The 25,042-nt window shown below is 37.3% G+C and carries 25 protein-coding genes and 1 riboswitch; of the genes, 9 read left to right on the forward strand and 16 right to left on the reverse strand.

Translation table 11 applies throughout. The features are described from left to right. Positions 1-3: 3 nt before the first annotated feature. The 8 genes from V0410_RS13960 to V0410_RS13995 form a co-directional block, all read right to left on the reverse strand. On the reverse strand, positions 4-741 hold the full coding sequence (locus tag V0410_RS13960) for a hydroxymethylpyrimidine/phosphomethylpyrimidine kinase (RefSeq protein WP_330744276.1): 738 nt from the start codon (positions 739-741) through the stop codon (positions 4-6). After that, positions 717-1,304 (reverse strand): thiamine phosphate synthase, encoded by a 588-nt coding sequence (locus V0410_RS13965; RefSeq protein ID WP_330744279.1) that lies wholly within the window; start codon positions 1,302-1,304, stop codon positions 717-719. Before V0410_RS13965 ends, V0410_RS13960 begins: the two co-directional genes overlap by 25 nt. Then, entirely contained in the window at positions 1,301-3,112 is a 1,812-nt protein-coding gene (thiC, locus tag V0410_RS13970) for a phosphomethylpyrimidine synthase ThiC (protein WP_330744280.1), read from the reverse strand. Before thiC ends, V0410_RS13965 begins: the two co-directional genes overlap by 4 nt. A 24-nt stretch (positions 3,113-3,136) precedes the next feature. Next, positions 3,137-3,343, reverse strand: a complete 207-nt coding sequence (gene thiS, locus V0410_RS13975; protein WP_227942644.1) for a sulfur carrier protein ThiS — start codon at positions 3,341-3,343, stop codon at positions 3,137-3,139. A gap of 57 nt (positions 3,344-3,400) precedes the next feature. Then, a riboswitch (TPP riboswitch) is annotated at positions 3,401-3,497 on the reverse strand. Positions 3,498-3,614: 117 nt separating this feature from the next. Continuing rightward, a complete protein-coding gene (locus V0410_RS13980; protein ID WP_114821650.1) occupies positions 3,615-4,292 on the reverse strand; it encodes an RluA family pseudouridine synthase in 678 nt (225 codons plus the stop codon). A gap of 11 nt (positions 4,293-4,303) precedes the next feature. Next, positions 4,304-4,618 carry a hypothetical protein gene (locus tag V0410_RS13985; protein ID WP_047377337.1) on the reverse strand — a complete coding sequence of 105 codons (315 nt, stop codon included), beginning with the start codon at positions 4,616-4,618 and terminating at the stop codon, positions 4,304-4,306. Positions 4,619-4,621: 3 nt separating this feature from the next. Next, a complete protein-coding gene (gene panB / locus V0410_RS13990; RefSeq protein ID WP_110009902.1) occupies positions 4,622-5,437 on the reverse strand; it encodes a 3-methyl-2-oxobutanoate hydroxymethyltransferase in 816 nt (271 codons plus the stop codon). Between the two features lie 61 nt (positions 5,438-5,498). Continuing rightward, on the reverse strand, positions 5,499-6,212 hold the full coding sequence (locus V0410_RS13995; protein ID WP_047424695.1) for a Crp/Fnr family transcriptional regulator: 714 nt from the start codon (positions 6,210-6,212) through the stop codon (positions 5,499-5,501). An 88-nt stretch (positions 6,213-6,300) separates the two neighbouring features. Here V0410_RS13995 and V0410_RS14000 point away from each other — a divergent pair, with 88 nt between their 5' ends. The 9 genes from V0410_RS14000 (at position 6,301) to V0410_RS14040 (ending at position 15,883) form a co-directional block, all read left to right on the forward strand. After that, the gene (locus V0410_RS14000; protein ID WP_202839973.1) at positions 6,301-8,679 is read left to right on the forward strand and encodes a heavy metal translocating P-type ATPase; all 2,379 of its coding nucleotides are present in this window, start codon (positions 6,301-6,303) and stop codon (positions 8,677-8,679) included. A 109-nt stretch (positions 8,680-8,788) separates the two neighbouring features. Beyond that, the gene (gene ccoS / locus V0410_RS14005) at positions 8,789-9,001 is read left to right on the forward strand and encodes a cbb3-type cytochrome oxidase assembly protein CcoS (protein ID WP_110009904.1); all 213 of its coding nucleotides are present in this window, start codon (positions 8,789-8,791) and stop codon (positions 8,999-9,001) included. Positions 9,002-9,022: 21 nt separating this feature from the next. After that, a complete protein-coding gene (gene ccoN / locus V0410_RS14010) occupies positions 9,023-11,284 on the forward strand; it encodes a cytochrome-c oxidase, cbb3-type subunit I (protein ID WP_227942646.1) in 2,262 nt (753 codons plus the stop codon). A 22-nt stretch (positions 11,285-11,306) separates the two neighbouring features. Further along, on the forward strand, positions 11,307-11,507 hold the full coding sequence (locus tag V0410_RS14015; RefSeq protein WP_002983870.1) for a cbb3-type cytochrome oxidase subunit 3: 201 nt from the start codon (positions 11,307-11,309) through the stop codon (positions 11,505-11,507). A 10-nt stretch (positions 11,508-11,517) separates the two neighbouring features. Further along, a complete protein-coding gene (locus tag V0410_RS14020; protein WP_062676011.1) occupies positions 11,518-12,399 on the forward strand; it encodes a cbb3-type cytochrome c oxidase N-terminal domain-containing protein in 882 nt (293 codons plus the stop codon). 94 nt (positions 12,400-12,493) lie between these two features. Then, the gene (gene ccoG, locus V0410_RS14025; protein WP_202839975.1) at positions 12,494-13,948 is read left to right on the forward strand and encodes a cytochrome c oxidase accessory protein CcoG; all 1,455 of its coding nucleotides are present in this window, start codon (positions 12,494-12,496) and stop codon (positions 13,946-13,948) included. Positions 13,949-13,958: 10 nt separating this feature from the next. Further along, positions 13,959-14,411 (forward strand): FixH family protein, encoded by a 453-nt coding sequence (locus V0410_RS14030; RefSeq protein WP_227942648.1) that lies wholly within the window; start codon positions 13,959-13,961, stop codon positions 14,409-14,411. Then, complete coding sequence (locus V0410_RS14035; protein WP_330744299.1) at positions 14,402-15,127, forward strand: sulfite exporter TauE/SafE family protein; 726 nt, start codon at positions 14,402-14,404, stop codon at positions 15,125-15,127. Before V0410_RS14030 ends, V0410_RS14035 begins: the two co-directional genes overlap by 10 nt. A gap of 18 nt (positions 15,128-15,145) precedes the next feature. Next, the gene (locus V0410_RS14040) at positions 15,146-15,883 is read left to right on the forward strand and encodes a hypothetical protein (RefSeq protein ID WP_330744302.1); all 738 of its coding nucleotides are present in this window, start codon (positions 15,146-15,148) and stop codon (positions 15,881-15,883) included. Positions 15,884-15,947: 64 nt separating this feature from the next. On the opposite strand, the gene V0410_RS14045 is transcribed toward V0410_RS14040, so the two are convergent. The 8 genes from V0410_RS14045 to V0410_RS14080 form a co-directional block, all read right to left on the reverse strand. Then, complete coding sequence (locus V0410_RS14045) at positions 15,948-16,646, reverse strand: hypothetical protein (RefSeq protein ID WP_330744303.1); 699 nt, start codon at positions 16,644-16,646, stop codon at positions 15,948-15,950. A 334-nt stretch (positions 16,647-16,980) separates the two neighbouring features. Further along, a complete protein-coding gene (gene serS / locus V0410_RS14050; protein WP_330744305.1) occupies positions 16,981-18,249 on the reverse strand; it encodes a serine--tRNA ligase in 1,269 nt (422 codons plus the stop codon). 65 nt (positions 18,250-18,314) lie between these two features. Continuing rightward, positions 18,315-18,833, reverse strand: a complete 519-nt coding sequence (locus tag V0410_RS14055) for a hypothetical protein (RefSeq protein WP_330744307.1) — start codon at positions 18,831-18,833, stop codon at positions 18,315-18,317. 38 nt (positions 18,834-18,871) lie between these two features. Then, positions 18,872-20,770, reverse strand: coding sequence for an asparagine synthase (glutamine-hydrolyzing) (gene asnB / locus V0410_RS14060; protein ID WP_330744309.1), 1,899 nt, complete (start codon positions 20,768-20,770; stop codon positions 18,872-18,874). A 66-nt stretch (positions 20,771-20,836) separates the two neighbouring features. Beyond that, a complete protein-coding gene (locus tag V0410_RS14065) occupies positions 20,837-22,090 on the reverse strand; it encodes a lipopolysaccharide biosynthesis protein (RefSeq protein ID WP_330744311.1) in 1,254 nt (417 codons plus the stop codon). An 8-nt stretch (positions 22,091-22,098) separates the two neighbouring features. Beyond that, on the reverse strand, positions 22,099-23,229 hold the full coding sequence (locus tag V0410_RS14070) for a glycosyltransferase (protein WP_330744313.1): 1,131 nt from the start codon (positions 23,227-23,229) through the stop codon (positions 22,099-22,101). A 98-nt stretch (positions 23,230-23,327) separates the two neighbouring features. Next, a complete protein-coding gene (locus V0410_RS14075) occupies positions 23,328-23,816 on the reverse strand; it encodes a hypothetical protein (protein WP_330744314.1) in 489 nt (162 codons plus the stop codon). Positions 23,817-23,902: 86 nt separating this feature from the next. After that, positions 23,903-25,039 (reverse strand): hypothetical protein, encoded by a 1,137-nt coding sequence (locus V0410_RS14080; RefSeq protein WP_330744316.1) that lies wholly within the window; start codon positions 25,037-25,039, stop codon positions 23,903-23,905. Positions 25,040-25,042 lie beyond the last annotated feature (3 nt).

Consider the following 25,042-nt stretch of genomic DNA (forward strand, 5'->3'; position numbering starts at 1 on the left):
TTTCTATGAATACGTTCCCAATAAAGAGGAATTGCTTTTTAAAAATTTTTCGATGTATAATTTCCCATTCCGACAGGCCGTTTCCATATTTTTCCCCTTCGCCAGTTCTGCTGTAATGGCTGAGGATAAAACACAGCCGGAACCATGCTTTGGAAAATAGGTTGTATTCCTTTCGGCTGGAGCTAAAAGAATCTCTTTTCCGTTTTCAACTAAAATATCTGTTCCCAAATGATCTTCTCTATGTCCTCCTTTGATCAGTAATGCGCATTGATGAGTGTCCGGCAGAAGATCATTTTCCTTTAAAACACTGTATTCGTTATAATTGGGCGTAATCAAACTGAGTTTATGAACAATTTTTTTTAATTGAGGAAGAGTTTCAAGATCAAAAAAATTAAAGTCCGAAGTGCTTTTCAAAACGGGATCCCAAACGATTTTCACTTCGGGATTTCCTTTTTGAATTGTTTCCACAATCTTACCCAGAAATTCGGCATCCTTCACTATTCCAATTTTCACGGCCGAAACGAAATAGTTTTCCATCAGCACCTGAATGGCTTCAGTTACTTCATCTATAGGCCGCCATTCCAGGCTTAAGCACTTGGAAGCGGTCTGTAATGTTAATGCCGTACACACTCCCAATCCCATTACTTTTGAATGTTCAAAAGTTTTACTATCTGATAATAAACCTGCTCCGCCACTGGGATCGAAGCCTGCGATACTTATGACATAAGGACGTTCCTGCATTTTTTGAATACTTTTAAGGGGTCTTCACTCTCCCAAATGGCACCTAATAAAGCGGCTCCATCGATATCTGACTCGAAAATTTCGGAAATATTACCCTGATCAATTCCTCCGAGGGCAATCAATTTGACATCCGGATTATTCCGGTGTTTTATTTCTTCCTTAATGGTAGAATCCAGTCCATACCCTTTTTTCGATATACTTGGAAAGAACGGGCTTATGAAAGCATATTCCCATTCTTTATCCAAAGTATTATAGGTTGTGATATCATGTACCGAAGTTGAAATGGTATTTTCTTTCACAAAAGACTTATACATTTCTTCCTGCCGATCAATCTCCCTGAAATGAAACCTTGAAATCGTAAATTCCTTCCCAAGATCATAATACGTATGCAAAACCAGCTGTGAATGAAAGGTTTCGTCAATCTGGGTGAGGAATTCAATCATTTCATTACGACTGATCCATGGTTTACGGATGTGAAGCAGGTCAAGACCTTCCTGAAACATCTGATTAATACGATCAGTTTCGTTCGGAACAATCCATTCAGGAGTGATAACGAGGATCATATATAAATTTCTTTCCCTTTTTCGATGAACTCCTGCGATTTATCCAGCATCCCTTTTTCTGCAGATTCACGGATTTCCTGGGTAATTTTCATCGAGCAGAATTTTGGTCCGCACATGGAACAGAAATGGGCAATTTTTGCTCCTTCTGCCGGAAGGGTTTCATCATGATATGCTCTTGCTGTTTCCGGGTCTAATGACAGATTGAACTGATCTTCCCATCTGAATTCAAACCTTGCTTTACTTAATGCATTATCTCTGTATTGTGCGCCCGGATGACCTTTTGCCAAATCTGCCGCATGCGCTGCCAGTTTATAGGTTATTACTCCAACTTTGACATCATCCTTATTCGGAAGCCCCAAATGTTCTTTTGGAGTTACATAGCAAAGCATCGCACATCCAAACCATCCGATCATGGCAGCTCCAATCCCTGAAGTAATATGATCATAACCCGGTGCAATATCCGTTGTTAAAGGGCCTAAGGTATAAAATGGAGCTTCATGGCATTCTTTCAGCTGTTTATCCATATTTTCTTTGATCATATGCATTGGTACGTGCCCGGGACCTTCAATCATTACCTGTACATTGTGCTTCCAGGCAATTTTAGTGAGTTCACCTAAAGTTTCCAGTTCTGCAAACTGCGCTGCATCATTGGCATCTGCAATAGATCCCGGACGAAGACCGTCTCCCAGAGAGAAAGCCACGTCGTACTTCTTCATGATTTCGCAGATCTCCTCAAAATGGGTATACAGGAAACTTTCTTTATGATGAAATAAGCACCATTTTGCCATAATTGATCCTCCTCTGGATACAATTCCGGTTACTCTGTTGACTGTCAGGTGAATATATCTTAGCAAAACGCCTGCGTGGATGGTAAAATAAGAAACTCCCTGTTCAGCCTGTTCAATCAGTGTATCTCTGAAGATTTCCCATGTAAGATCTTCAGGAACACCTTTCACTTTTTCCAGTGCCTGATAAATAGGAACGGTACCAATCGGAACCGGACTGTTTCTGATGATCCATTCTCTTGTTTCGTGAATATTTTTACCGGTTGAAAGATCCATAATGGTATCAGCTCCCCATCGGCAGGCCCATACTGCTTTTTCTACTTCTTCTTCAATACTGGATGAAACGGCACTGTTTCCGATATTCGCATTGATCTTTACCAGGAAATTTCTCCCGATAATCATAGGCTCGCTTTCCGGGTGGTTGATGTTATTGGGAATAATAGCTCTTCCGGCAGCAATTTCGTCTCTTACAAATTCCGGGGTGATCTTACCTTTCGGAGTATTGGCTCCAAAGCTGTGTCCGGCATGCTGAAATGCCATTTCTTTTGATACGGATTCAAGCTGCTCTATTCTTTGATTTTCCCTGATGGCAACATACTCCATTTCCGGAGTAATGATTCCCTGCTTCGCATAGTAAAGCTGGGTAACTTCTTTTCCTTCCTGTGCCACTTTAGGTTTATGATCATAGGAAAACCTTAGTTCATCCAGACGAGGATCGGCTAAACGGGCTTTGCCGTATTCAGATGTAATTCCGTCTAAGATATTCACATCATTTCTATCCAGAATCCATTGTTCTCTGATTCTTGGAAGCCCTTTCTGAATGTCAATGACTGCATTTTCATCGGTATAAGGCCCCGAAGTGTCATAAATGGTTACCGGAGCATTATGTTCAAAGCCGCCATTGGTCAATTTTGTGGGGCTAAGCTGTATTTCACGCATGGCTACATTGATTGGGTGTAATTTTCCTTCAACATAGATTTTCTTTGAGTTCGGAAATGGCGAACATGTAATGGAGTGAGCCATAAGTATTGGTATTAAATATGAGAATTAACCGCCCTGAGTGGCAGTAATGATTAACACTGAATCGTTGTTATTGAGGATGGTTTCCGCCCAGACAGACAGGGGAATAATGCGATTGTTGACAGCTACAGCAATACCTTTCTTTTTTCCAGGCAGCTCAATAGCCAGTAATGCTTCCAGGTTGGCAGGAAGTACATCAAATGTTTTTCGGGTGTGGTTGATTATAAGTTCCATTCCTAATATTTTACATATACTTTAGGAATGGCCATTATTGTACAATAGAATGTACAACAAAAGTCATCTACTTTTCCCTACGCTGGTATGATCCAGATCAGGTTCAAAGGGTAAAGTCTCAGTCTGTTGGTAACAGACACCCCTAAAGTTGGGAACGAAGTTAGACATTTTTTTAGAATGGGCAAAATCTGAAATGATTTTAAAGAAAAAAGACCATCTCAATTTTGAGACGGACTTTTATGTTTTCCTTTGATTAACTAAAAATCTTTAGTTATTCCTCACAAGCTCTCCAGATCGCATCATTTTGAGGTACCGGAGCTATAATTTCAATATTTTCTTTGGTAACGGGATGAATAAACTCCAGTTTTCTCGCATGAAGATTGATTCCTCCATCCGGATTGGAACGCGGTGCACCATATTTCAGATCACCCTTAATTGGAACTCCAGTCTTGGATAACTGAGCTCTGATCTGATGATGTCTTCCTGTTTCAAGATCAATTTCAAGAAGGAGATAATTATCCAGTGTTTTGATCACATGATAGGTAAGAATAGCTTCTTTCGCCCCTTCAGTAGCTTTTGGAAAGACAATAGCCTTATTATTTTTTTCGTTTTTCTTTAAATAATGCACCAGTCTCTGGCTTTGCGGGATCATTTCTTTTCCTACAACTGCCCAATATGTTTTTTTCACTTCCCGGTTTTTAACCATCTGCGTCAAACGGGAAAGCGCTTTGGATGTTTTTGCATAGATCACCAGCCCGGAAGTTGGGCGGTCTATACGATGCACCAAGCCGAGAAAAACATTTCCCGGCTTAGCATCTCTTATTTTTATAAAGTTCTTGATGGATTCTAATAGTGATTCATCGCCGGTCTTATCGCCTTGTACAAGCTGACCGACCTTTTTATTAATCACCAGAAGATGGTTGTCTTCATATATAATCTGCTCCTTCATACTTGTTCCGTCTATCTTCTTCTGTTGGATAAAGACAGGATAATCCCTGCCAGAAGGCCTACCGTTTTAACAGCTGAAAGTTTTGAGCCTTCCGGAATAAATGCTCCGAATACACAGATAGCCGCTGCAGCATACATGGCATAAACAAAATTCTTATTCGTAAGTAACGGAGCCTGGATAAAGAAGCTCGCTCCGATCAAAACATAAAATACTTTTCTTGAAAGCAAATGATTGATTTCCGGGGAAAATAAATTAAACCATCCCACAGCAAGACAAATTAAAGCTGCGATAGATAATATTCCCTGAATAGATTGTTGGTTCTGCATGGATTAATAGCTTTCGTTTTCGTTTGGAAACTCTACATTTTTCACATCTTTCACATATTGAGAAACGGCTCCTGTAATTTCTGTGTAGAGGTCAAGGTATCTTCTTAAGAATTTCGGGCTGAAGCCTTTGTTCATTCCCACCATATCATGATACACCAAAACCTGTCCGTCACAATCTGCACCGGCACCAATTCCGATGGTTGGAATAGAAATGCTTTCAGTTACTTTCTTAGCTAAATCAGCAGGAATTTTTTCCAACACAATAGAAAAACAGCCAAGTTCTTCCAGAAGCTGTGCATCAGCAATTAGTTTTTCAGCTTCTGCCTCTTCCTTAGCTCTTACTTTATACGTTCCGAATTTATAGATAGACTGGGGTGTTAATCCCAAATGTCCCATTACCGGAATTCCGGCATTGATAATTTTTTTGATTGACTTGGAGATTTCTTTTCCACCTTCAATTTTCACAGCATGCGCTCCACCTTCTTTCATCATTCTTACCGCAGACTCCAATGCTTTTTCAGGATTACTCTGATAAGTTCCGAAAGGTAAATCTGCTACCACCAAAGCTCTGTCGGTTCCTCTTACCACACTTTGAGCATGATAGATCATTTGATCCAGCGTAATAGGCAATGTAGTTTCAAAACCAGCCATTACATTCGCTGCAGAGTCTCCAATCAAAATAGCATCTACTCCCCCTGCGTCTACCATTTTTGCTGTGGTAAAATCATAGGCTGTAAGCATTGTTATTTTTTCCTTGTCGAATTTCATCTTACGCAAGGTTTCAGTCGTAACTTTTTTAATTTCAGAGTGAACAGACATAATTTATCTATTTTTAAAAGTTAAAAAGTCGGCCTTGAGCCGACTTAAGTTTTTGTATGATTTATAAAACTACGTGACCGAGTTTCATGAGTTTGTCGTGATTTAAGATCTTGATATTTCTTCCGTCCACTTCAATCAGACTATCCTGTTTGAATTCTGAGATCAGACGGATGGCACTTTCTGTAGCAGTACCGATAATATTGGCAATTTCTTCTCTCGTTAAGGAGATCTTGATAAATCCTTCAGGATCTACTCCCAGTTTCTGTTCCAGCAGCAGCAGAATTTCTGCCAGCCTTTCTCTTACTGTTTTCTGCGCAAGGAAAGTAATGGTGTTGGAAGATTCTCCTAATTCATAAGAAATTTTCTGAAGCATTACGAAAGACAGCTGTGGATCTACTTCCAGAAGATACATAAATATATCTGCAGGTAAGAAAACACATTCAATATCTGTCATTGCTTCTGCTTTGGCCTGGAAGTTTTCCCCGCAAAGCAAGGAACGATAGCCGATGATATCCCCTTCTTTGATAAATCTTAAAATCTGATCTTTCCCGAAAGCTCCTGACTTTGAAAGTTTGGCAGCACCTTTTTCCAGGACAAACACTCCTTTTGGAGTTTCCCCATCCTCGAAAATAGTTTCATGTTTCTGAAAACTCAGTTTCTTTTTGCCATTAATATATTTTTCAAAATCTGCGCTAGAAAGTCTTTCTTTAAATGATTTATCATTAAAAACTCTGGCGAACCTCTCTTCAATTGCTATCTGTTGTTCCTGCGGCATTTTATATGATATTTATCACAAAAATAGAACTTTTTAACGCGATAAACAAAAAAATTTGTTATAATTTTGTAGTTCAATATTTTATGGGGTGAGCGAGAACTGTTTTCATTGTGGTCAAGGTATAGAAAAAGAGAGAATTTTATTTGATGAAAAGACTTTCTGTTGTAATGGATGTAAGTCTGTTTACGAAATTCTGAATTTAAATAATTTAAGCAATTTCTATGAGCTTAATAAAGGAGCAGGAATTCGTCCGAATGATGAAAATTCTACTCAGTTTGATTACCTGGACACACCGGAAATCTTTGAAAAAGTGACTGATTTTTCTGAAGGAAACACCAGCCTCGTCACTTTCAAAATCCCTGTAATACACTGTTCCTCATGCATCTGGCTGTTGGAAAGTCTGCATACCTTAAATAAACATATCAAATATTCTCAGGTTAACTTCACAAGGAAGACTTTGCAGATTTCATTCAATCATAATGATCTGAAATTGAGTGAACTCGCTAATTTCTTAACCAATCTGGGATACAAACCTGTTATCAGTCTTGAAACTGCAGAAAAAAACGTAGACCACCTTGATAAATCTTTGCTGGTAAAATTTGCTATTGCAGGTTTTGCCTTCGGAAACGGTATGTTTCTCGCCTTTCCCGAATATGTAGGAGGCGAAGATTATTGGATGGAACATTACAAGGGGCTTTTCAGAACACTGATGTTCTTATTAGCATGCCCCGTAGTATTCTATTCAGCATCAGACTATTACAAATCTGCATGGTACGGATTAAAAAATAAAATCGTCAACATAGATGTTCCTATTGTACTGGGAATTTTTGTTCTTTTCGGGAGAAGTATTTATGAAGTAGTGACGGATTACGGTCCGGGATATTTTGATACCCTTTGCGGTCTTCTTTTCTTCATGCTGATGGGGAAAATTTTTCAGAAAAGAACGTACAGTGCCCTTTCTTATGACCGGGACTACAAATCGTTCTATCCTATTGCCGTAACGAAGGTAGACTTTGAAGGAAAACAGGAAAACATCCTTCTTTCTGCTGTAAAAGTAGGAGACAGAATTTTGGTTAGAAATCAGGAAATCATTCCGGTAGATGCAATTCTTATTAACGGAGAAGGAAATATCGACAACAGCTTTATTACCGGAGAAAGTGAAAGCATCAGTAAACAGCCGGGCGATAAGATCTTTGCCGGAGGTAAGCAGATCGGGTCATCTCTGGAGCTGGAAGTTATTAAAGATGTAGACCAGAGTTACCTTACTCAGCTTTGGAATAAAGAAGCTTTCAAAAAACATGAAACCGGACTGGATACATTAACAAACAGCATCAGTAAATATTTCACATTCATCATTTTAGGTATTGCTCTGGCTGCTGGAATTTATTGGGCATTTATTGATTTGGAGAAAATGTTTCAGGTTATTTCAGCCATTCTGATCATTGCATGTCCTTGCGCACTTGCACTGTCCGCACCGTTCACTTTCGGTCACATTATGAGGATTTTAGGCCGAAATAAGTTTTATGTAAAAGATACTTTAACGATTGAAAAAATCGCGAAACTTGATACGATTGTTTTTGACAAAACAGGAACGATTACACACAGAAAAAAATCAAATATCAAATACGAAGGATCTGAGATCAGCGAATTTGACTCTTTGAATATCAAAACTTTATTAAAAAATTCCAACCACCCGCTTTCAAAATCATTGTACGAATTCATAGAGGTGAACGATGAATATTTCCCTGTAGAGAAGTTTGTTGAAATTTCAGGAAAAGGATATGAAGCCAGTGTAAGAGGAAATCTGTATAAAATTGGTTCTGCCCGCTACAACAACCAGGAACCTAAAAATCTTGAAACAGCCGTTTATATCAGTAAAAATGGTGAATACCTGGGTAAATTCATCTTTAAAAACGAATATCGTCCAAGACTGAAAGAACTTTTCACAAAACTTACCCACTACAAAATATTTATCCTGAGCGGAGACAACTCCTCAGAAGAAAACCAGCTTAAAGAGCTTATTCCGAATTACAAAGGAATGGCCTTTAATCAAAGCCCGGAAGACAAACTGAACTACATCAAATCCCTTCAGGATCAGCACTTAAAAGTGGCAATGCTTGGAGACGGGCTTAATGATGCGGGAGCCTTAAAACAAAGTAATGTAGGAATCGCCATTGCTGATGATACGAACAGTTTTACCCCATCTTCCGATGTCATTATGAACGGAGATAAAGTAGTTACTCTTGACAATTATCTGAACGTTTGCAAGGGTTCCATCACGATTGTGAAAATGACATTTATAATTAGTTTTCTATACAATATTGTTGGTTTAAGTTACGCTGTTACAGGCCATATGCATCCGCTCTTCGCAGCAATCATTATGCCAATCAGTTCGATTACAGTGGTTACCTTTACTACAGTTTCAACCTGGATTTTAGGTCGTAAATATTTCAAAAAACAGGCGTAAAAGCCCTTATTTAGACTGATTTTAAATTAGCTGAAATCGGCATTTCGTGATGAATGTCATTATTTTTCACTAAATTTGAACCCCGAAAATAGGTTAATTTTGTTGTCCAATGGATATTCTATATTTAATGATCCTCTGCAGTGTTTCTTTGGCTGCGATTTTCTTGGTCGTATTTATAGTGTATGCCCGAAAAGGACAGTTTGAGGATGATGAATCTCCGGCTGTCAGAATCCTTTTTGATGACGAAAAAGTTGAAGAAAAAGATGAAACCGGCAACAAAAATAAAGACGAGAAAGAAATAGGAGAAAATAATAAAAATTGAGAAAAATAGTGAATAGTTGATATGGAAACACAGAAGTTTAGTTATGACAATAGTATTGTCCGTGCGTTCCTTTATGCGACCTTAGTTTTCGGTCTCATTGGATTTACGTTCGGGCTTACGGCGGCATTAATGCTTTTCTACCCTGAATTACCTGAATTCTTTTTCGGGACAGATGACACAACCATTAAAAGTTTGGCATCGGGTAATATTGAAGGGTTAATAAACACTCATGGTGCATTTGGTTTTGGTAGAATCAGAATGCTGCACACCAATACCGTAATCTTTGCATTCGTTTGTAACATCGTTTACACGGGTATTTATTACTCATTACAAAGATTATTAAAAACAAGAATGTACAGTGACACCTTGTCTTGGCTACATTTCTGGACCTGGCAGTTTATGATTGTTGCTACGTTCATTACCTTCTTTATGGGGATCAATACCTCTAAGGAATATGCTGAACACGAGTGGCCGATCGACATATTGATCGCATTCTCATGGATCATTTTTGGTATCAATATGTTCCTGACTATTTCAAAGAGAAGAGTGAGACACCTTTACGTAGCCATCTGGTTCTACATCGGTACCTGGATTGCAGTAGCAATGCTTCACATCTTCAACAACCTTGAAGTACCTTTATCTTTCACAGGCTGGAAATCTTATTCAGCATATGCAGGGGTAAAAGATGCTATTGTACAGTGGTGGTATGGACACAATGCGGTTGCATTCGTATTGACGACTCCGGTTCTTGGTTTAATGTATTACTTCCTTCCGAAGGCTGCAGACAGACCGGTATTCTCTTATAAATTGTCTATTATTCACTTCTGGTCATTAATTTTCGTATATATCTGGGCTGGTCCTCACCACCTTCAGTATACAGCTCTTCCGGCTTGGGCTCAGGCGGTAGGAACAGGGTTCTCTATCATGCTTATTGCACCATCCTGGGGAGGTATGTTAAATGGTCTTCTTACACTAAGAGGAGCATGGGATAAGGTAAGAGAAAATCCTATACTTAAGTTCTTCGTAGTAGCTGTTACATGTTATGGTATGGCAACGTTTGAAGGACCGCTTTTGGCAACTAAAAACATCAACAAAATTGGTCACTTTACAGACTGGGTTATCGGTCACGTACACTTAGGAGCTCTTGGATGGAATGGTTTCATGGCATTCGGGGTTATCTATTACCTGGTACCAATTATGTGGAGAACGAAACTTTGGTCTGTAAAATTAGCTAACTGGCATTTCTGGTTAGGTACTTTAGGAATTATCTTCTATGCAGTTCCAATGTATATTTCAGGATTTACACAAGGATTAATGTGGAAGCAATTCAACCCGGACGGAACCTTATTATGGAAAAACTGGCTGGATACGGTAACTGCAATTATTCCTTACTTCAAAATGAGATTTGTAGGAGGTCTATTCTATATTTCAGGATCTATCCTGATGATTGTAAACGTAATCGCTACAGTAAGAAAAGGATCATTCCAGAAAGAAGTTCCTGCTGAAGCTCCTGCGTTGGCAAACATCAGCAAAAACAGAAAAGAAGGAGAAGGTACTCACCTTTGGCTGGAAAGAACTCCTGTATTATTAGGTATCTTATCTTTCATCACGATATCTATCGGTAGTTCAATTGAAATTATCCCTACACTATCTCTTAAGAAAAGTGTACCTACGATTTCTGCCGTGAAGCCTTATTCACCGCTGGAACTTGAAGGTAGAGATATTTATATCCGTGAAGGATGTAACGCTTGTCACTCTCAGATGATCAGACCATTCAGAGATGAGATTACAAGATTCAACGGTAAAAACGGACAGTACTCCAAAGCTGGAGAATTCGTATACGACAGACCATTCCTATGGGGTTCTAAGAGAACAGGACCGGATTTACATAGAGAAGGTGGTAAAAACCCAAGTTCTTGGCACTACAAGCACATGTACAACCCAAGATCTACATCTGCTGGTTCCATCATGCCACGTTACCCTTGGTTAATTGCTACTGACTTAGACAGAACCAAGATGGTAGACAAAATGAAACTGATGAAGAATGTGTTTGATGTACCTTATACTAAGGCTGAAATCGATTCTGCAGACAAATGGGCTAACAACCAATCAGCAAAAATTGTGAAAGATATCTTCTCTGAAGCTAATGACCTTAAGCAGGCTTACGCTAAGAGACCTCAGGGAGAACTAGAGAAAAAAGAAATTGTAGCTCTTATTTCTTATCTTCAGAGATTAGGTACAGATATCAAAACAACTGAAATCAAAACAGCAAGTAATAACTAAAAAACATTAAAAAGTTCATACTATGATTCCTCAGAACTTTAAAGATATATTATCCAATACTGAAAATGCTGGCTTCTACCAGACACTGGCTCTGATTTTCTTTATGCTGTTCTTCATAGCTTTAGTAATCTATGTTTTTAGCAGACCTAAAAAATATTACAAAGAAGAAGAAGAGGCACCTCTTGGGGATGATGAAGATGACGATTTTAATTTAAAAAATTAAACTATTTTTTATGAAACAAAGAACACCTGTTGTTATAAACATCTTAATAATAATCGGACTTTTAATAGTTTTTTATTATTTATTTGTACAGAGCTACGCGTTCCTTTCTTCACCTTACTTCTGGGGAACTGTTGTGATCGCTGGTATCCTGGCTTACATTCATGGAGCTATCGGAGACCTTATTGAGAACAACAAATTCAAGAAATTATCTCCTGAAGAAAAGGCAGCTTATTTAGCTGAAAAGAAAGTTCCTTATTTCAAAAGATTGTACCAAAGTGCATTCAAAAAGCAATCTGCTTCTGAAGAAAAGGATATCCTTATCGACCACGGTTTCGACGGAATCATGGAGTTGGATAACCAATTACCGAAATGGTGGGTAGGTTTATTCTATTTTGGGACCGCTTTTTGTATTGTATATATTGCAGCTTACTCTTTCACAGACTTCGCTCACCCGTTAAGCGAATATGAAAAAGAATATAAAGAGCAGTTGGCAAGTATTGAAGAATATCAGAAATCTCAGCCTCCAGTAACCATTGAAACAGCTAAGTATTCAGCTGATAACATTGCAGAAGGTAAAGAATTATTCAAAACAAACTGTGCATCTTGTCACAAAGAAGATGGTAGTGGAGGTATCGGACCTAACCTTACTGATAACTACTGGATCAACCAGCCTGAGAAGACGTTATTCAAAAACGTATTTCATATGGACTGGAATGGTTCTCCTACTAACCCTGCCATGAGAGCATTCGGTAAAAACGGAGAAGTTTCAGGTGCAGAGATTGAGAAGATTGCAGCTTATGTATATCACATCAACCAGGAACAACCACCAGTGACTCCGGCTCAGGGAGGAGCAGCTCCTCAAGGAACTGAAGCACATTGGGAAAAAGAATAATTTAAAAAATTAGAAACATATGAAAAAAACATAATTTGTTATTAGATTAAAATAGTAACGAATTATGTTTTTTCTTTTTTAAAACCTATTACATATGTCAGACATAGAAGATATAGAAGTACGCGGCGGACAGGGACAGGTTCTGGACCCTGAGACTTACAGAGATTCTATAGGGACAATGGAGCAATCCGGAAAAAGAAAATGGGTCTTTCCAAGAAAACCTAAAGGAAAGTACACCAACTATAGAAACATTGTAAGCTATTTACTATTAATTATTTATTTTACATTACCTTTCATCAAAATCAATGGTAACCCATTGCTGATGTTTAATGTAATAGACAGAGAGTTTTTCATTTTTGGACAGCCTTTCTATCCACAGGACTTTTTTATCCTTACTTTAGGTGCTATTGCCTCTTTGATCTTTATTATTGTTTTTACGATTGCGTTCGGAAGAATTTTCTGCGGGTGGATCTGCCCTCAGACAATTTTTATGGAATCGATATTCCGTAAAATCGAATACCTGATTGAAGGTGACAGAAATAAGCAGATGAAGCTGGACAGACAGGAGTGGAACAGTGAGAAGATCTGGAAAAGAAGTTTGAAATGGACTATTTATGTCATCATTTCACTCATTATTACCCACTTTATGTTCATGTATATCGTAGGATATGAAGAAGTATTTAAAATTGTTGGGGAAGGGCCATTTGCACATCCTACCAATTTTATTGTAATGATTCTTCTTACCGCAGCATTTTACTTTGTATTTGCGTGGTTCAGAGAGCAGGTTTGTACATTGGTTTGTCCTTACGGAAGACTTCAGGGTGTATTGATCGATAAAGATACCATCAATGTTTTCTATGACTTCAAAAGAGGAGAAAACAGAGCAAAATGGAGAAAGGGCGAAGATCGTAAAGCTGCAGGAAAAGGTGATTGTATCGACTGCCACCAGTGTGTTGTGGTATGTCCTACCGGAATTGACATCAGAGACGGGCAACAGCTGGAATGTATCAACTGTACAGCATGTATTGATGCCTGCGATGAAGTAATGGAAAAAGTTGGCCTTCCGAAAGGACTGATCCGTTATGCTTCGGAAAACGAGATTGAAAAAGAAACTCAGTTTAAGTTTACAGGAAGAATGAAAGGGTTCTCTATATTCCTGTTACTTCTTGTAGGATTCTTAGGATATCTTCTTTACAGCCGTGGTGAGATGGAGGCTAAATTCATTAAACCTGCGGGAAGTACATTCTTTGTGAGAGACGGTAAAATTACCAATACTTATAATTATACCTTCCTTAATAAAACGAACGAGAAAAAAATCGTTACCATCAAAGTGATAGATCCGGCACATGGTGAAATTACATATAGTGCATCAAGTAAGATTCAGGTAGACAGAGATAAAATTTCCAAGGGAACCATCAATATCAGCTTCCCGGAAAATGATATGAAACTCTCTAAACAGAATATAACAATTGGTGTTTACGATATGAAAGGTAAACTGATTGATTCATACCAGACTTATTTTGAAGGACCTTTTAAACTGCAATTTTAATTAGAAAAGAATGAAGAACTTTAGTTGGGGACACGGTGTTGTAATTGCATTACTAGCATTTATAGTTTTTATATTATCCATGATGTTTCTTTTCCCGAACGGACAGAAGAATTCTGAAATGGTAACCGATAATTATTACGAAGAAGAATTGAAGTACCAGGATGTGATTGATGCTAAGAAAAAGGCAGATGACCTGCAGGAAAAACCTGTATACAGCCAGGATACCAAAGGCATTACAATCACTTTTCCAAAAGAATATAATAATTCAAATACTACGGTAAAATTTGTTTTAAACAGAACCGACGACCAGAATTTAGACATTAAAAAATCTGTACAGCTTGATGCCAGCCAGTCTTTCACCATTCCTGCACAGGTATTGAAAGTAGGAAACTATACGTTAAGATTAAGCTGGACAAAAGATAAAACAGACTACCGAATGGATTATGACGTGATATGGAAATAGGACTTATTGTATCGGCTATTGCTTTAGGCTTTGCTTCCGGTTTTCACTGTATCGGAATGTGCGGACCTATTGCTTTATCGATGGGATTAACCAAAAAACAGGCTGCCAATTTCTATCTTCAGAACCTTACCTATCAATTCGGAAGAATTTTTACCTATTCATTATTAGGTGCTCTTCTGGGGATTATCGGGCAGGGATTTGAAATGGCAGGCTTCCAGAAATATCTTACCATTACTGCAGGAATCCTTCTAATCATTATGGCTGTATTTTCATTTGGTGGAAAAGATTTTGCTTCAAAAATTCCTTTCCTATCCAAGTTTCTGTACAATGTAAAAATGAATTTAGGAAAATTACTTCAGAAAGCGGATTACCGTTCGAGATTTACAACAGGTCTATTAAATGGCTTTTTACCATGCGGAATGGTGTATATGGCACTTACAGCCAGTCTTGCAGGCGGAGGAATATGGCAGGGAGCTTTATATATGGCTTTATTTGGGCTGGGAACCCTTCCGTTCATGTTTGCCATTGTTCTGGCCGGAAATCTCATGAATCAGGCCTTCAGAGTAAGAGTTTTAAAAGCAGTTCCTGTGATTATGATTATTTTGGGAGGATTATTCATTCTGAGAGGTCTTGAGCTGGGAATACCGTATGTTTCTCCTAAGGCGGAAGCCATGACAATTAGTAAAGATCCGAACGGAGCAGTTAACTGTCATTAATTTGTATTTAAATCTACCATGAAGAAAACCATTGTCTTATTTTTGATAAGCCTTTTTACATTGCAATCCTGCAGTGTGAATTCTGAAATTGTATATCATAAGGATGCCGCTTCTACTTCTGTTACCGATATCGATACCAAAGAATTTATGTCGGAAATGATGGCAATGACACCGGATTCCTTAAAGCAGAAAGAATTCGGCGAAATGGATAAGCTTCCGACTGCCTGGACAAGTATGTATGATCTTGCCAAACAGGAAGGAAAATTGAAAACCGAAAATCCGGATTCGATTCGGATTATGAAAAAGGTCTTCATGAAATCAACAAAGGAAGATCAAAAGCTGGCTGGATTTTCTTTCAAAATGGAGCATTTTACTGCGGAAGATTATCAGGCTCTGAAAAACTTCACGAAAACTGAAAAAATTCCTCTGGATCAAAATATTTACAATAATTGGGACGGAAAGACTTTAATGATTAATACAGATAATTTTAATCTTAAAAGTATTGAAGAAGCTATCAAAACCAAAAGCTCAAAGGAAGAAGCTGAGAAAGTAGCAGGTATGATGGTCATGTTTTTCAAAAAAATCGGTACAACCTTAAAATTTGAAAATAAAATACAATCAATTTCAGGTAAACATGATTGGGTAAAACAGATTGACGACCATTCAATAAGAATAGATTATGATCTGAAAGCCATCTATGATCAGGATACAAAACTCAAAAACGCAGATAAAAAGATTATTATCATTACAGAATAAAATTATAAAAAACAAAGGCCGAATCTGTGATCCAGGCCTTTGTTTTTTATCTTAAATAATGTGCTTAATTAGTAATCAACGTTGCTACAATAGAAGATTGTGAAGAATACGTACTCCAGTTAAATGTACCCGCATAAGCACCGGTAGTACCACTAAATTTATAAACATCCTTTGCTACCACATCAAAAGCATATGCCGCTCCTTTGGTTACATTTATCTTACCAATAATGACTGTCGTTTCAGGGTTCATAGCCGCTGGAGGATTACCGCTACCGATTGGTGTTGACATTCCAAAAAATGTTTCTGTCCCGTTAACCTTTATGGCGATCTGGGTATTGGAAAAAACAAGGCTTCCTGATCCCGAGTTTGCTCCTAATGCTGTATAAACATTAGCCTGAATAAGTAGAACACCATCAGCAGGTGCTATATACGTATAATTCAATCCTGGAATCGAATTAAATGTTGTAGAACCATTTACACTCTTTCCCGTACTAAAAACATTGAAAGCTATAGAGCTTTGGCCACTAAGCCCCTGCAAAGAATTCCAGGTGGGTGGTGCTCCTGCCCCCTGAGAGACCAAAATCTGCCCCGCTGATCCCGCAGAACCAGCTTTTGATGCATCTCCGCCTACATTTAATTCATTAGTGATCTGCAATGAACCATTAACATGTAATGATTTTTGTGGTGTATCTGTTTTTATCCCAACCTGTCCATATATTGTAATTGAAAACAATAATGCTCCAGAAATTAATTTTTTTTTCATTTAATTGTGTTATTTTAATATTAAAAAAGTATTAGCAAAATAATTCCTTAAATAAAATTGCGTCGACCTATCAATGGCTTGGCAAAACTAAATAAACAAATAAAAAAAACATAATTTAATTCCCATAAATTTGAATAATTGCTAAAATCCTTATTAAAATCTATAAATGATATAATAAAATAAACAGTAAACCTAAAAATTTAGAACAAAAAACTAAAATTAAGAAACTATAAAAAAGTTAGTAAGCCCACTCATACTAAACTATCACAGACAAGCATTTTATAACAAAAAAAACCACCTTAATGGTGGTCTTTTAATCTTAAAATATAATTGCTTAGTTAATAACATCAAACCTTGCATATTCAGCAACCTTCTTAGGAAGCTTGATTCCTTCCGGTGTCTGGTTATTCTCCAGCAATGCAGCCATAATTCTTGGTAATGCCATTGCAGATCCGTTCAGAGTATGAACCAGCTGAGATTTACCATCTCCTTTGTAACGGCATTTCAATCTGTTGGCCTGGAATGTTTCAAAGTTGGACACTGAGCTTACTTCCAGCCACATTTCCTGAGCTGCACTCCAAACTTCAAAGTCATAAGTCATGGCAGATGCAAAACCTGTATCACCACCACAAAGTCTTAATACTCTGAACGGAAGTTCAAGATCTGTAAGAATTTCTTTGATGTGTTCTACCATTTCTTCCAGCACAGCATAAGAATTTTCCGGTTTCTCAATTCTTACAATTTCTACTTTTTCAAACTGGTGAAGACGGTTCAATCCTCTTACATGGGCGCCATAGCTTCCCGCTTCTCTTCTGTAGCACTGGGAGAATGCTGTATTCTTAATCGGAAGATCCTTCTCATCAAGTAATACATCGCGGTAAAGGTTTGTTACAGGAACTTCTGCTGTAGGGATCAAATATAATTTATCTTCATTAATATAATACATCTGTCCTTCTTTATCCGGCAACTGTCCGGTTCCGAAACCTGAAGCCTCATTCACAACGTGAGGAGGGTTCACTTCTGTATATCCTTTTTCCACATTTTTATCTAAGAAATACTGAACCAAAGCTCTCTGTAATCTTGCTCCTTTTCCTAAATAAACAGGGAAACCGGCTCCCGCAATTTTTACTCCTAATTCAAAGTCGATAAGGTTGTATTTTTTTGCCAGTTCCCAGTGAGGAATAGCTCCTTCACCAAGACCTTCTACCGGATGAGATTGGAAAATGATTTCGTTATCATCCGCAGAAGCACCACTCTTTACCAATTCATTGGGAATGTTGGGAAGCTGATACAGAATATTCAGTAAGTCGTTTTCTTTACCTTCTAACTGGGATTTCAATTCTGAGCTCGACTCTTTGTATTGTGCTGTTTTAGACTTTGCAGATTCCGCTTCTTCTTTTTTTCCTTCTTTCATCAAAATACCGATTTCTTTCGAAATTTTGTTGATTTCGGAAAGCTGGGAATCTAGTTCAAACTGGATTCTTTTTCTTTCGTCATCGGCAGCGATAGCCTCGTCTACCAACTCAAGATTTTTGAATTGTCTTTTCTTAAGACCTTCTAAAACGCGTTCTTTGTTGTCGCGCAAAAAATTGACTTGTAACATTTTATTTAGATGTTAAATATTAGATATTAGCTTATAATCAGCTAACTGTTGTACAAATTTAAAAATTATTTTGTGACCGTGACAGTATTTATCGAAGTTGGTGCATCTGCCTCTTTTGAAAATACCGGAACTCGGTTATACAAAACTTTTGAAACCTGGAATACCGTTGGGGTATTGCGATACTGAATTTCCAAAGTATCAATCACATTATCGCTTGCATTTGTGCTTTTTGTATACGTAATCTTCATTCTGGAATAATAGGAAGTTCCTGTACCTGGTTGATCCGGGCTGATAGAATCCAGTCTTCTTCTTTTGGCTCCTGCCAGATATTCCATATAAAATAATGAATCTGTAGTCATTTTCAATGAAATGTTGATCGGAGCAATATCTTTAGTTCCAAAAATATCATTCACGGAATATCCCGTATAAGATCCTGTAAGTTTACTGTTCAGCAAATCCTGACCAGCACTGTTCCTGATATAGATATTCATTAACTGATCTATTCTCTGCAAAGAATCATCATCACTTTTACAACTGATCAGTGCAAAAACTGCTACAAGTATACACCAAAAATATTTCATCATAAATACAAAGGTAAAATATTAATCTTTAGGCTCCTTCTTTATTTTTCAAAATATTTCTGATACCACAGCTCAAAAGTAACCAGCTGCCAGATCTTTACCCAGTCATACTCATGTCCCTGATCATTCCACCAATGATCAATCACCGCCGCATTGAAGAAGTTCCTCCTTTTTAAACTCTCAAGATTTTCAGTAATAAATTCTCTTACTCTTTTTTCGTTTTTGATGAAATGACTGACAGGAAATGAAAATCCTCTTTTGGGCATGTTTAAAATTTCCTGAGGAAGATATTTCTGTGCTGTTTTACGCAATAAAGGTTTATTCTGAGTTCCATTAAATCTGTTGTTTCCAGGAAGTGATGCTACATAGTCTATTAAACTGTTGCTTAAATAGGGATAACGAAATTCTACACTGTATTTCATCGCACTCAGATCATCCCGGAAAACATGGTGGGAGGATAGTGAATATTTCATGTCATATTCAAAATACCCCACATAGTTTTTTGCTTCTGAAAGGTGGTATTTTGAAAGATGTAAATCTATTTTACTATAAATATCCGGGTTTGTAAGGCTTTTAATTTCCAGCGGTCTCATACTGATCTGGCTCTGTCTGAAAAAATCAAACATATAATCCTGGGAAAAGTAATTTTTTACCCGTTGTGAAAATTTATCCTTCGTAAATATCAAAGGGCTTACAAAATTAAAATGTCTCATCAGAAGCCATCTGCTCAGCTTCAGTGTATGAGAATAACCGGCAAAAAGTTCATCAGCGCCATTTCCGCTTAATACGACTTTAAAATTCTGATCATGTGCATATTTTGCAGCATTGATCAAGACTTCGAAGCTGCTGTAAGGTTCTTCAAAGTGCTGGATATTTTCTTTAAGGTCTTCCAGCGCTTCTTCGTCACTCACTACTTTCACCGCATGCGAAACACCAAAATGTTTAGCTGCCAATGAGGCGTTTTTCATTTCTTCTTCAGAGAACGGATACGATATGGTGTATGTATTAACATTGGTATTAAAAGATCTTGATTTTGAAGCAATTAAAGTAGAATCAATACCTCCGCTCATCATGACTGCTACAGGAACATCTGCATATAACTGTTCAGAAATACTTTCAGAAAGCAGTTCATCTATTGTTCTTACAGCTTCTTCCTCAGAAATATTTTTTTGAGACGGCGAAGGCAGCTCCCAGAATTTTTCTTTGGTGATGTTCTGATTGTTTAAATCAACGGTCATAAAAGTAGCGGGTTCCAGAGAAAAAATATGCTGAAAACAGGTTTTCGGAGCCAATGTTGTCTGAAAAAGAAAATTGGTATACACTCCGTCCCAGTTGATTTCAGCTTTTACCAGCTCATTCTTCAGCAATGATTTTATTTCTGATGCCCAAACCAATCCCTGTTCGCTCTGATGGTAAAAAAGAGGCTTCATCCCTACTCTATCTCTTGCTAATATAAGTTTCTGACCGGAAAGATCAACAATACAGATGGCAAACATTCCATCTAATTTTGCAAACGTAGAATTTCCCCACTCCTGATAGGCTTTGAGAATGACTTCAGTATCTGAAGTACTGTGGAAAGAATACCCTAAAGATTCAAGTTCTTTCCTTAATTTTTTAAAATTATAGATCTCTCCATTAAAAGTAATAATGATCTGTTGATTTTCTGAGAGCATAGGCTGATGGCCTTTTTCGGACAGATCAATAATGGATAATCTACGAAAACCTAAAGCAATATCATAGTTCCCCTCTTTTAAAACCGGAAACTGCTCTTTGATTTTTTGGGTGGAATCATTCCCTGAAAAAGAAATTCCTTCATTGGCATTATACAGCCAGAATCCTTCATCATCAGGCCCGCGGTGTCTGATCGCCTGATTCATTTCCAGAATATTTGTAGAGGAAATACTTTTATGAAATGAATAATAACCGCTGATTCCGCACATAGTAAAGAGGTAATAGATTTGTAAAAATAGGAAAATGACTTTATTTTATGGGGGTGCCGGAAATAATTATTTCTTCAAAAATTTCTTTTTTAAAAGCTGTATTTCCCGTTTTGAAACCATATAGTCTTTCAAAATAAACGGAGTAGACCTATAAAATTTCCTGAACAACAGGAAGGCCGAAACAAAGTAAGATGATGTAGTTGCTATACAAGCTCCGATAATTCCCCATTTCGGTATTGCAATGAAAGAGAGTACCACTGTAACCACCAGCCCTACAATCGATTTGATATTGAGAATTTTTAAATCTCTCATTCCTGAAAAGTAATGTCCTACCATATCACTTACTGCAATGGCAAAAATGCCCGGTGATAAAAGGAGCATTATTTCTTTGGTATCTCTGAACTCTTTCCCGAAGATGACCTCGTAAACCTGAGAGGGTATAATAATGATTCCCAGCACAAAACCAATCATCAGAAAAAAGGTCAGCTTTAAAGATTCTTTGGTTTTCTCAATAGATTCTTCCCTGCTTTTACTATTGACAACATCCGAGTATAGAATCACTGCAATACTGCGGGTAATAGTCCATATAGCTTCTGAAAAAGTAACTCCGATAGAAAATATTCCAACACTGGCGATGCCTTCAAAATATTCTAAGAAATAAAACGAAAGCCTGTAATTCAAAAACTGAACAAAAGCACTCAGCTGGGTCTTCCAGCCGTATTCAAACATGTTCCTGCCTACCTCTTTACAGAATGATATCTGAGATATATTGCATTTTTTAATGATCTGGAAAAAGCTGGTAAGAAAAAGAAGCGCTAGACATATAATCTGGGCAAGAAAGTATACGGAAACATCTTTCTTTCCGAAAAGATAAACCAATATTCCAATAAATACAATATGTACAAGCTGTTGCAAAACAGTATACAAATTGAACTTTTTAATATCCTGTGTTCCAATAAACAAGCTGATATTGGTAGATAAAAGTGAAGAAAAAACAGATATTCCGATAAGGTACAGGAGATATTCACCCTGAATAGAAGCAATACTGAATAAAAAAGGAATTAGAAGCCCCGTCAGGAGAGACCAAAGATAGGCATACAATAATACCTTTTCTATTTTAAACCTTGATGCAAAATACGAAGCGCTGCTTCCGGAGAAGATATTGCTGAAAAAACTTACTGCTGCTGCATTGGCCACCACGATAGAAATGGTTCCCTTTCCCTCACTTCCCCACATATTCGTTGAATAGATCACCAGCCCGAAGCTGAGGATCAGAATAAGAAAGCGTGAGACAAAGGTTTTAATAATAGTAAGCTGCATGGTGGTTATTAATCCATAGATTTTTTTACAAAATCAACGAAGTTATCTTTTATAAGTTCCCAATTATATTTTTCTTTAAATTCTTTTCGTGCATTGAGAGTATGGGATCGATACAGCTCCGGATTCCTGATATAATTGACGATAATATCCGAGATTGCTTCTGCATCATGAGGATCAACAAGGCTTCCAAACGAAAGCTCTCCCATATGCTCCCTGATCCCTTTCAAATCTGAATAAATCACAGGTTTTCCTGCTCCCATAAAATAAAACAGTTTTATCGGCAGCGAATGATTGTTTTCAAAATTAATTTCCCGAAGATCAAAACAAAGGTCAGCCTCTGCAAACGCTCCTGTAAATGTTTCAAAACATGTGGGCTTTCTGATCTCAATATCATCAAAAGAATATGTCTTCAATAATGATGAAAAATAGAGATCATCGTTTTCCTGTACCGTTGAACCGATAATCAGAATCCTGATATGAAGTGCAGGCAATTTCCGACGAAGGCTATCTATTGCTTTAAAGAAATTTTCAATTCCCTTATCTTTGGAAATCTGACCCGTGTAACATAATGTGATGCTTCCCGGAGTGAGTTCTTTTATACTTTCATCAATATAAACAGAAGCCGGATAATAAGGCAGAATCATTTGTTTTTTAAATCCAAAAAAATAGGCCAAAGGGAATTTTTTGGTGGTTTCTCCAAAAATGAAATGAGTACTTAAAAATCCAGCATACAGCTGAATAAGAGAAAACTTTATGGCCTGAAAAATGGTAGCCGGAAATCTATACTTTTGAAGCATTGACATGGAAGGATACCATTCGGTAACGTCATAGATACAACTTATCTTATGTTCTTTTACAAACTTCTTTACTGCCACAACAGCCAATGGTTCAGAACAAATGATACATTCGGGATGAAAAGAATTGCAAACCTTACTGAAAGTTTCCATTTTTGTTTCTATACTTTCTTCCAGAATGGCAAAAGATTCTATTTCAATTCCTTCTATATAGCCTTTATAGTCTGCGTATAAACTGCATATTTTTACTTCATACCCATTATCTCTAAGAGCTTTCGCCTGATGATAAAAAATGCGGTCATCATTATAGCTGTGGGAAGTCGTTAAAAAAAGTACTTTAGGCATTAGTCACTGCTCGAATCTTTACAAATATACATTAAAACAAAAAAGTGGAAATATATTTTCCACTTTATGATTATTCTTTTGTATCAGCTTTATAGCGATTATTTTATAGAAGCCGCCCAGCTCTTTTCCAAAGGAAGAAGGAAGTGGCTTAAAAAGTCCAGATACGTATTTTTAGAGAAATCAAAGACCTGGATGTCTTTTGTAAGTTCTCCGTTTCTCAACTTTGTTTTAAAATCAATTAATTTTAAAGTTTTTACTTCACCGTTCTCCACAAAACTCGCTTTCATCCTGTCGAAAAGGCCTAGCTGATATTCTTCGTCAATTTCTCTCATTACCTTTCCTAATGCATCAATGCTGCATCCTGAAGCCATTTCTTTTTCTTCATCCACACATACGATGATAAACTGGTTCTTTTCAATTTTAAAAGAAGAAGAAAGCGGTTTTCCATGAGCGGCCCATGTTGCAAGGAAATCAAATAGTTTCTCGGTAATGGCTTTTGCTTCTTTTGTTTCGAAAGGTCTTGAAGCCGGGTATATAATGACTCTGTAGTCGTTCGTTTCTACAATATTAGATTCTTCGATTTTCATAATGTAAATATTTATTTTTCAAGATATTAAACAGTCAATCTTTATTTTACTTACCATTGAATGCTCCTATCATTGTAAAGACAAAATTACGCAATTTTCCCGAGTTTAAGATCATTGTATTTTTTACTCAATACATACAGCATCATAATGAAAACCGGAAAGATAAAAGGAAAGAAGAACCTTAAAGCTGCCGACTGCGGAAAGAAAAAGAATTTGATATAAACATTCACCAGGAAAAGAACAGAAATCATTCTCACCCATACATCTTTGGAACGCCAGAAGATCACTCCGATCATAATAGCTAATGATAAAGTGACCTTTTTGAAATAAATAATCTTAATGTAAATGATACTCAGATAGTCCATTAAGCTCACGTCTATCGGGTGTGTGGAAATAATAGGCCTTCTATCGATAAAGGTATCATAGAAGAGGTCTTTCCATCCCGGATAATGATAAAACTTAATGATGGCCAGATAAATGACCAGAAGAACTGTTCCCTGTGCAATAAAAGAAACATCAATTTTCTTTTCCTGAAAATAATGAAAGAAGAAAACAGCGACAATATAAGTAAGCGTGAATGTAATATAATCCGGTCGTATAAAGGTAATCCCAAACAAAAGTACAAACATGGCCCATTTGCTCCATTTTTTAATTAAGCCAATCATAAAGATCAGCATAAACTGGAAAATAAACATGTCCGGTGTGGAAACCCTCGACATATAGGTCATTGGCGGCAAAAGCATTGCAGCAATGGTTAATATGATAGCAAGCCAATACTTCTCCGGGAAAAGGAGCTTCAGAATATAAAACAATAATAACCCTGAAAAAAAATAAGAAATGAGACTGGTAAACAGGACTGCCATTGGCGCTGTAAACCCTAGTTTGTAAAAAAGAGTTATCACAAGAATATACCCTACTTTGATCTGAAAATAGGGTAATTGTTCTGTAAAAGATTGTGTATTTTTAACGAAATACTGCCTTGGAATATCCCATTGCTTTATTCCGATGATGTCTGTATAGTGTTCTGCGGGCGCCTCTTTTTTTATTTCCTCATACGTAAGGATCCGGACTTTATCAGGAGAATCCGGGAACTCGGAAGTGTACATACATCCCATATAGCCCGGCATATCCCAGTCATATACTCTGTTCTGATAATTCCAGAATGTAAGAAGAGCAAGTACCGAAATGATAAACAAAAAGGAGAGTCTCCATTCCCGCTTCATAAG

The organism is Chryseobacterium sp. CP-77 (assembly GCF_036362765.1).
Classification (GTDB): Bacteria; Bacteroidota; Bacteroidia; order Flavobacteriales; family Weeksellaceae; genus Chryseobacterium; species Chryseobacterium cupriresistens.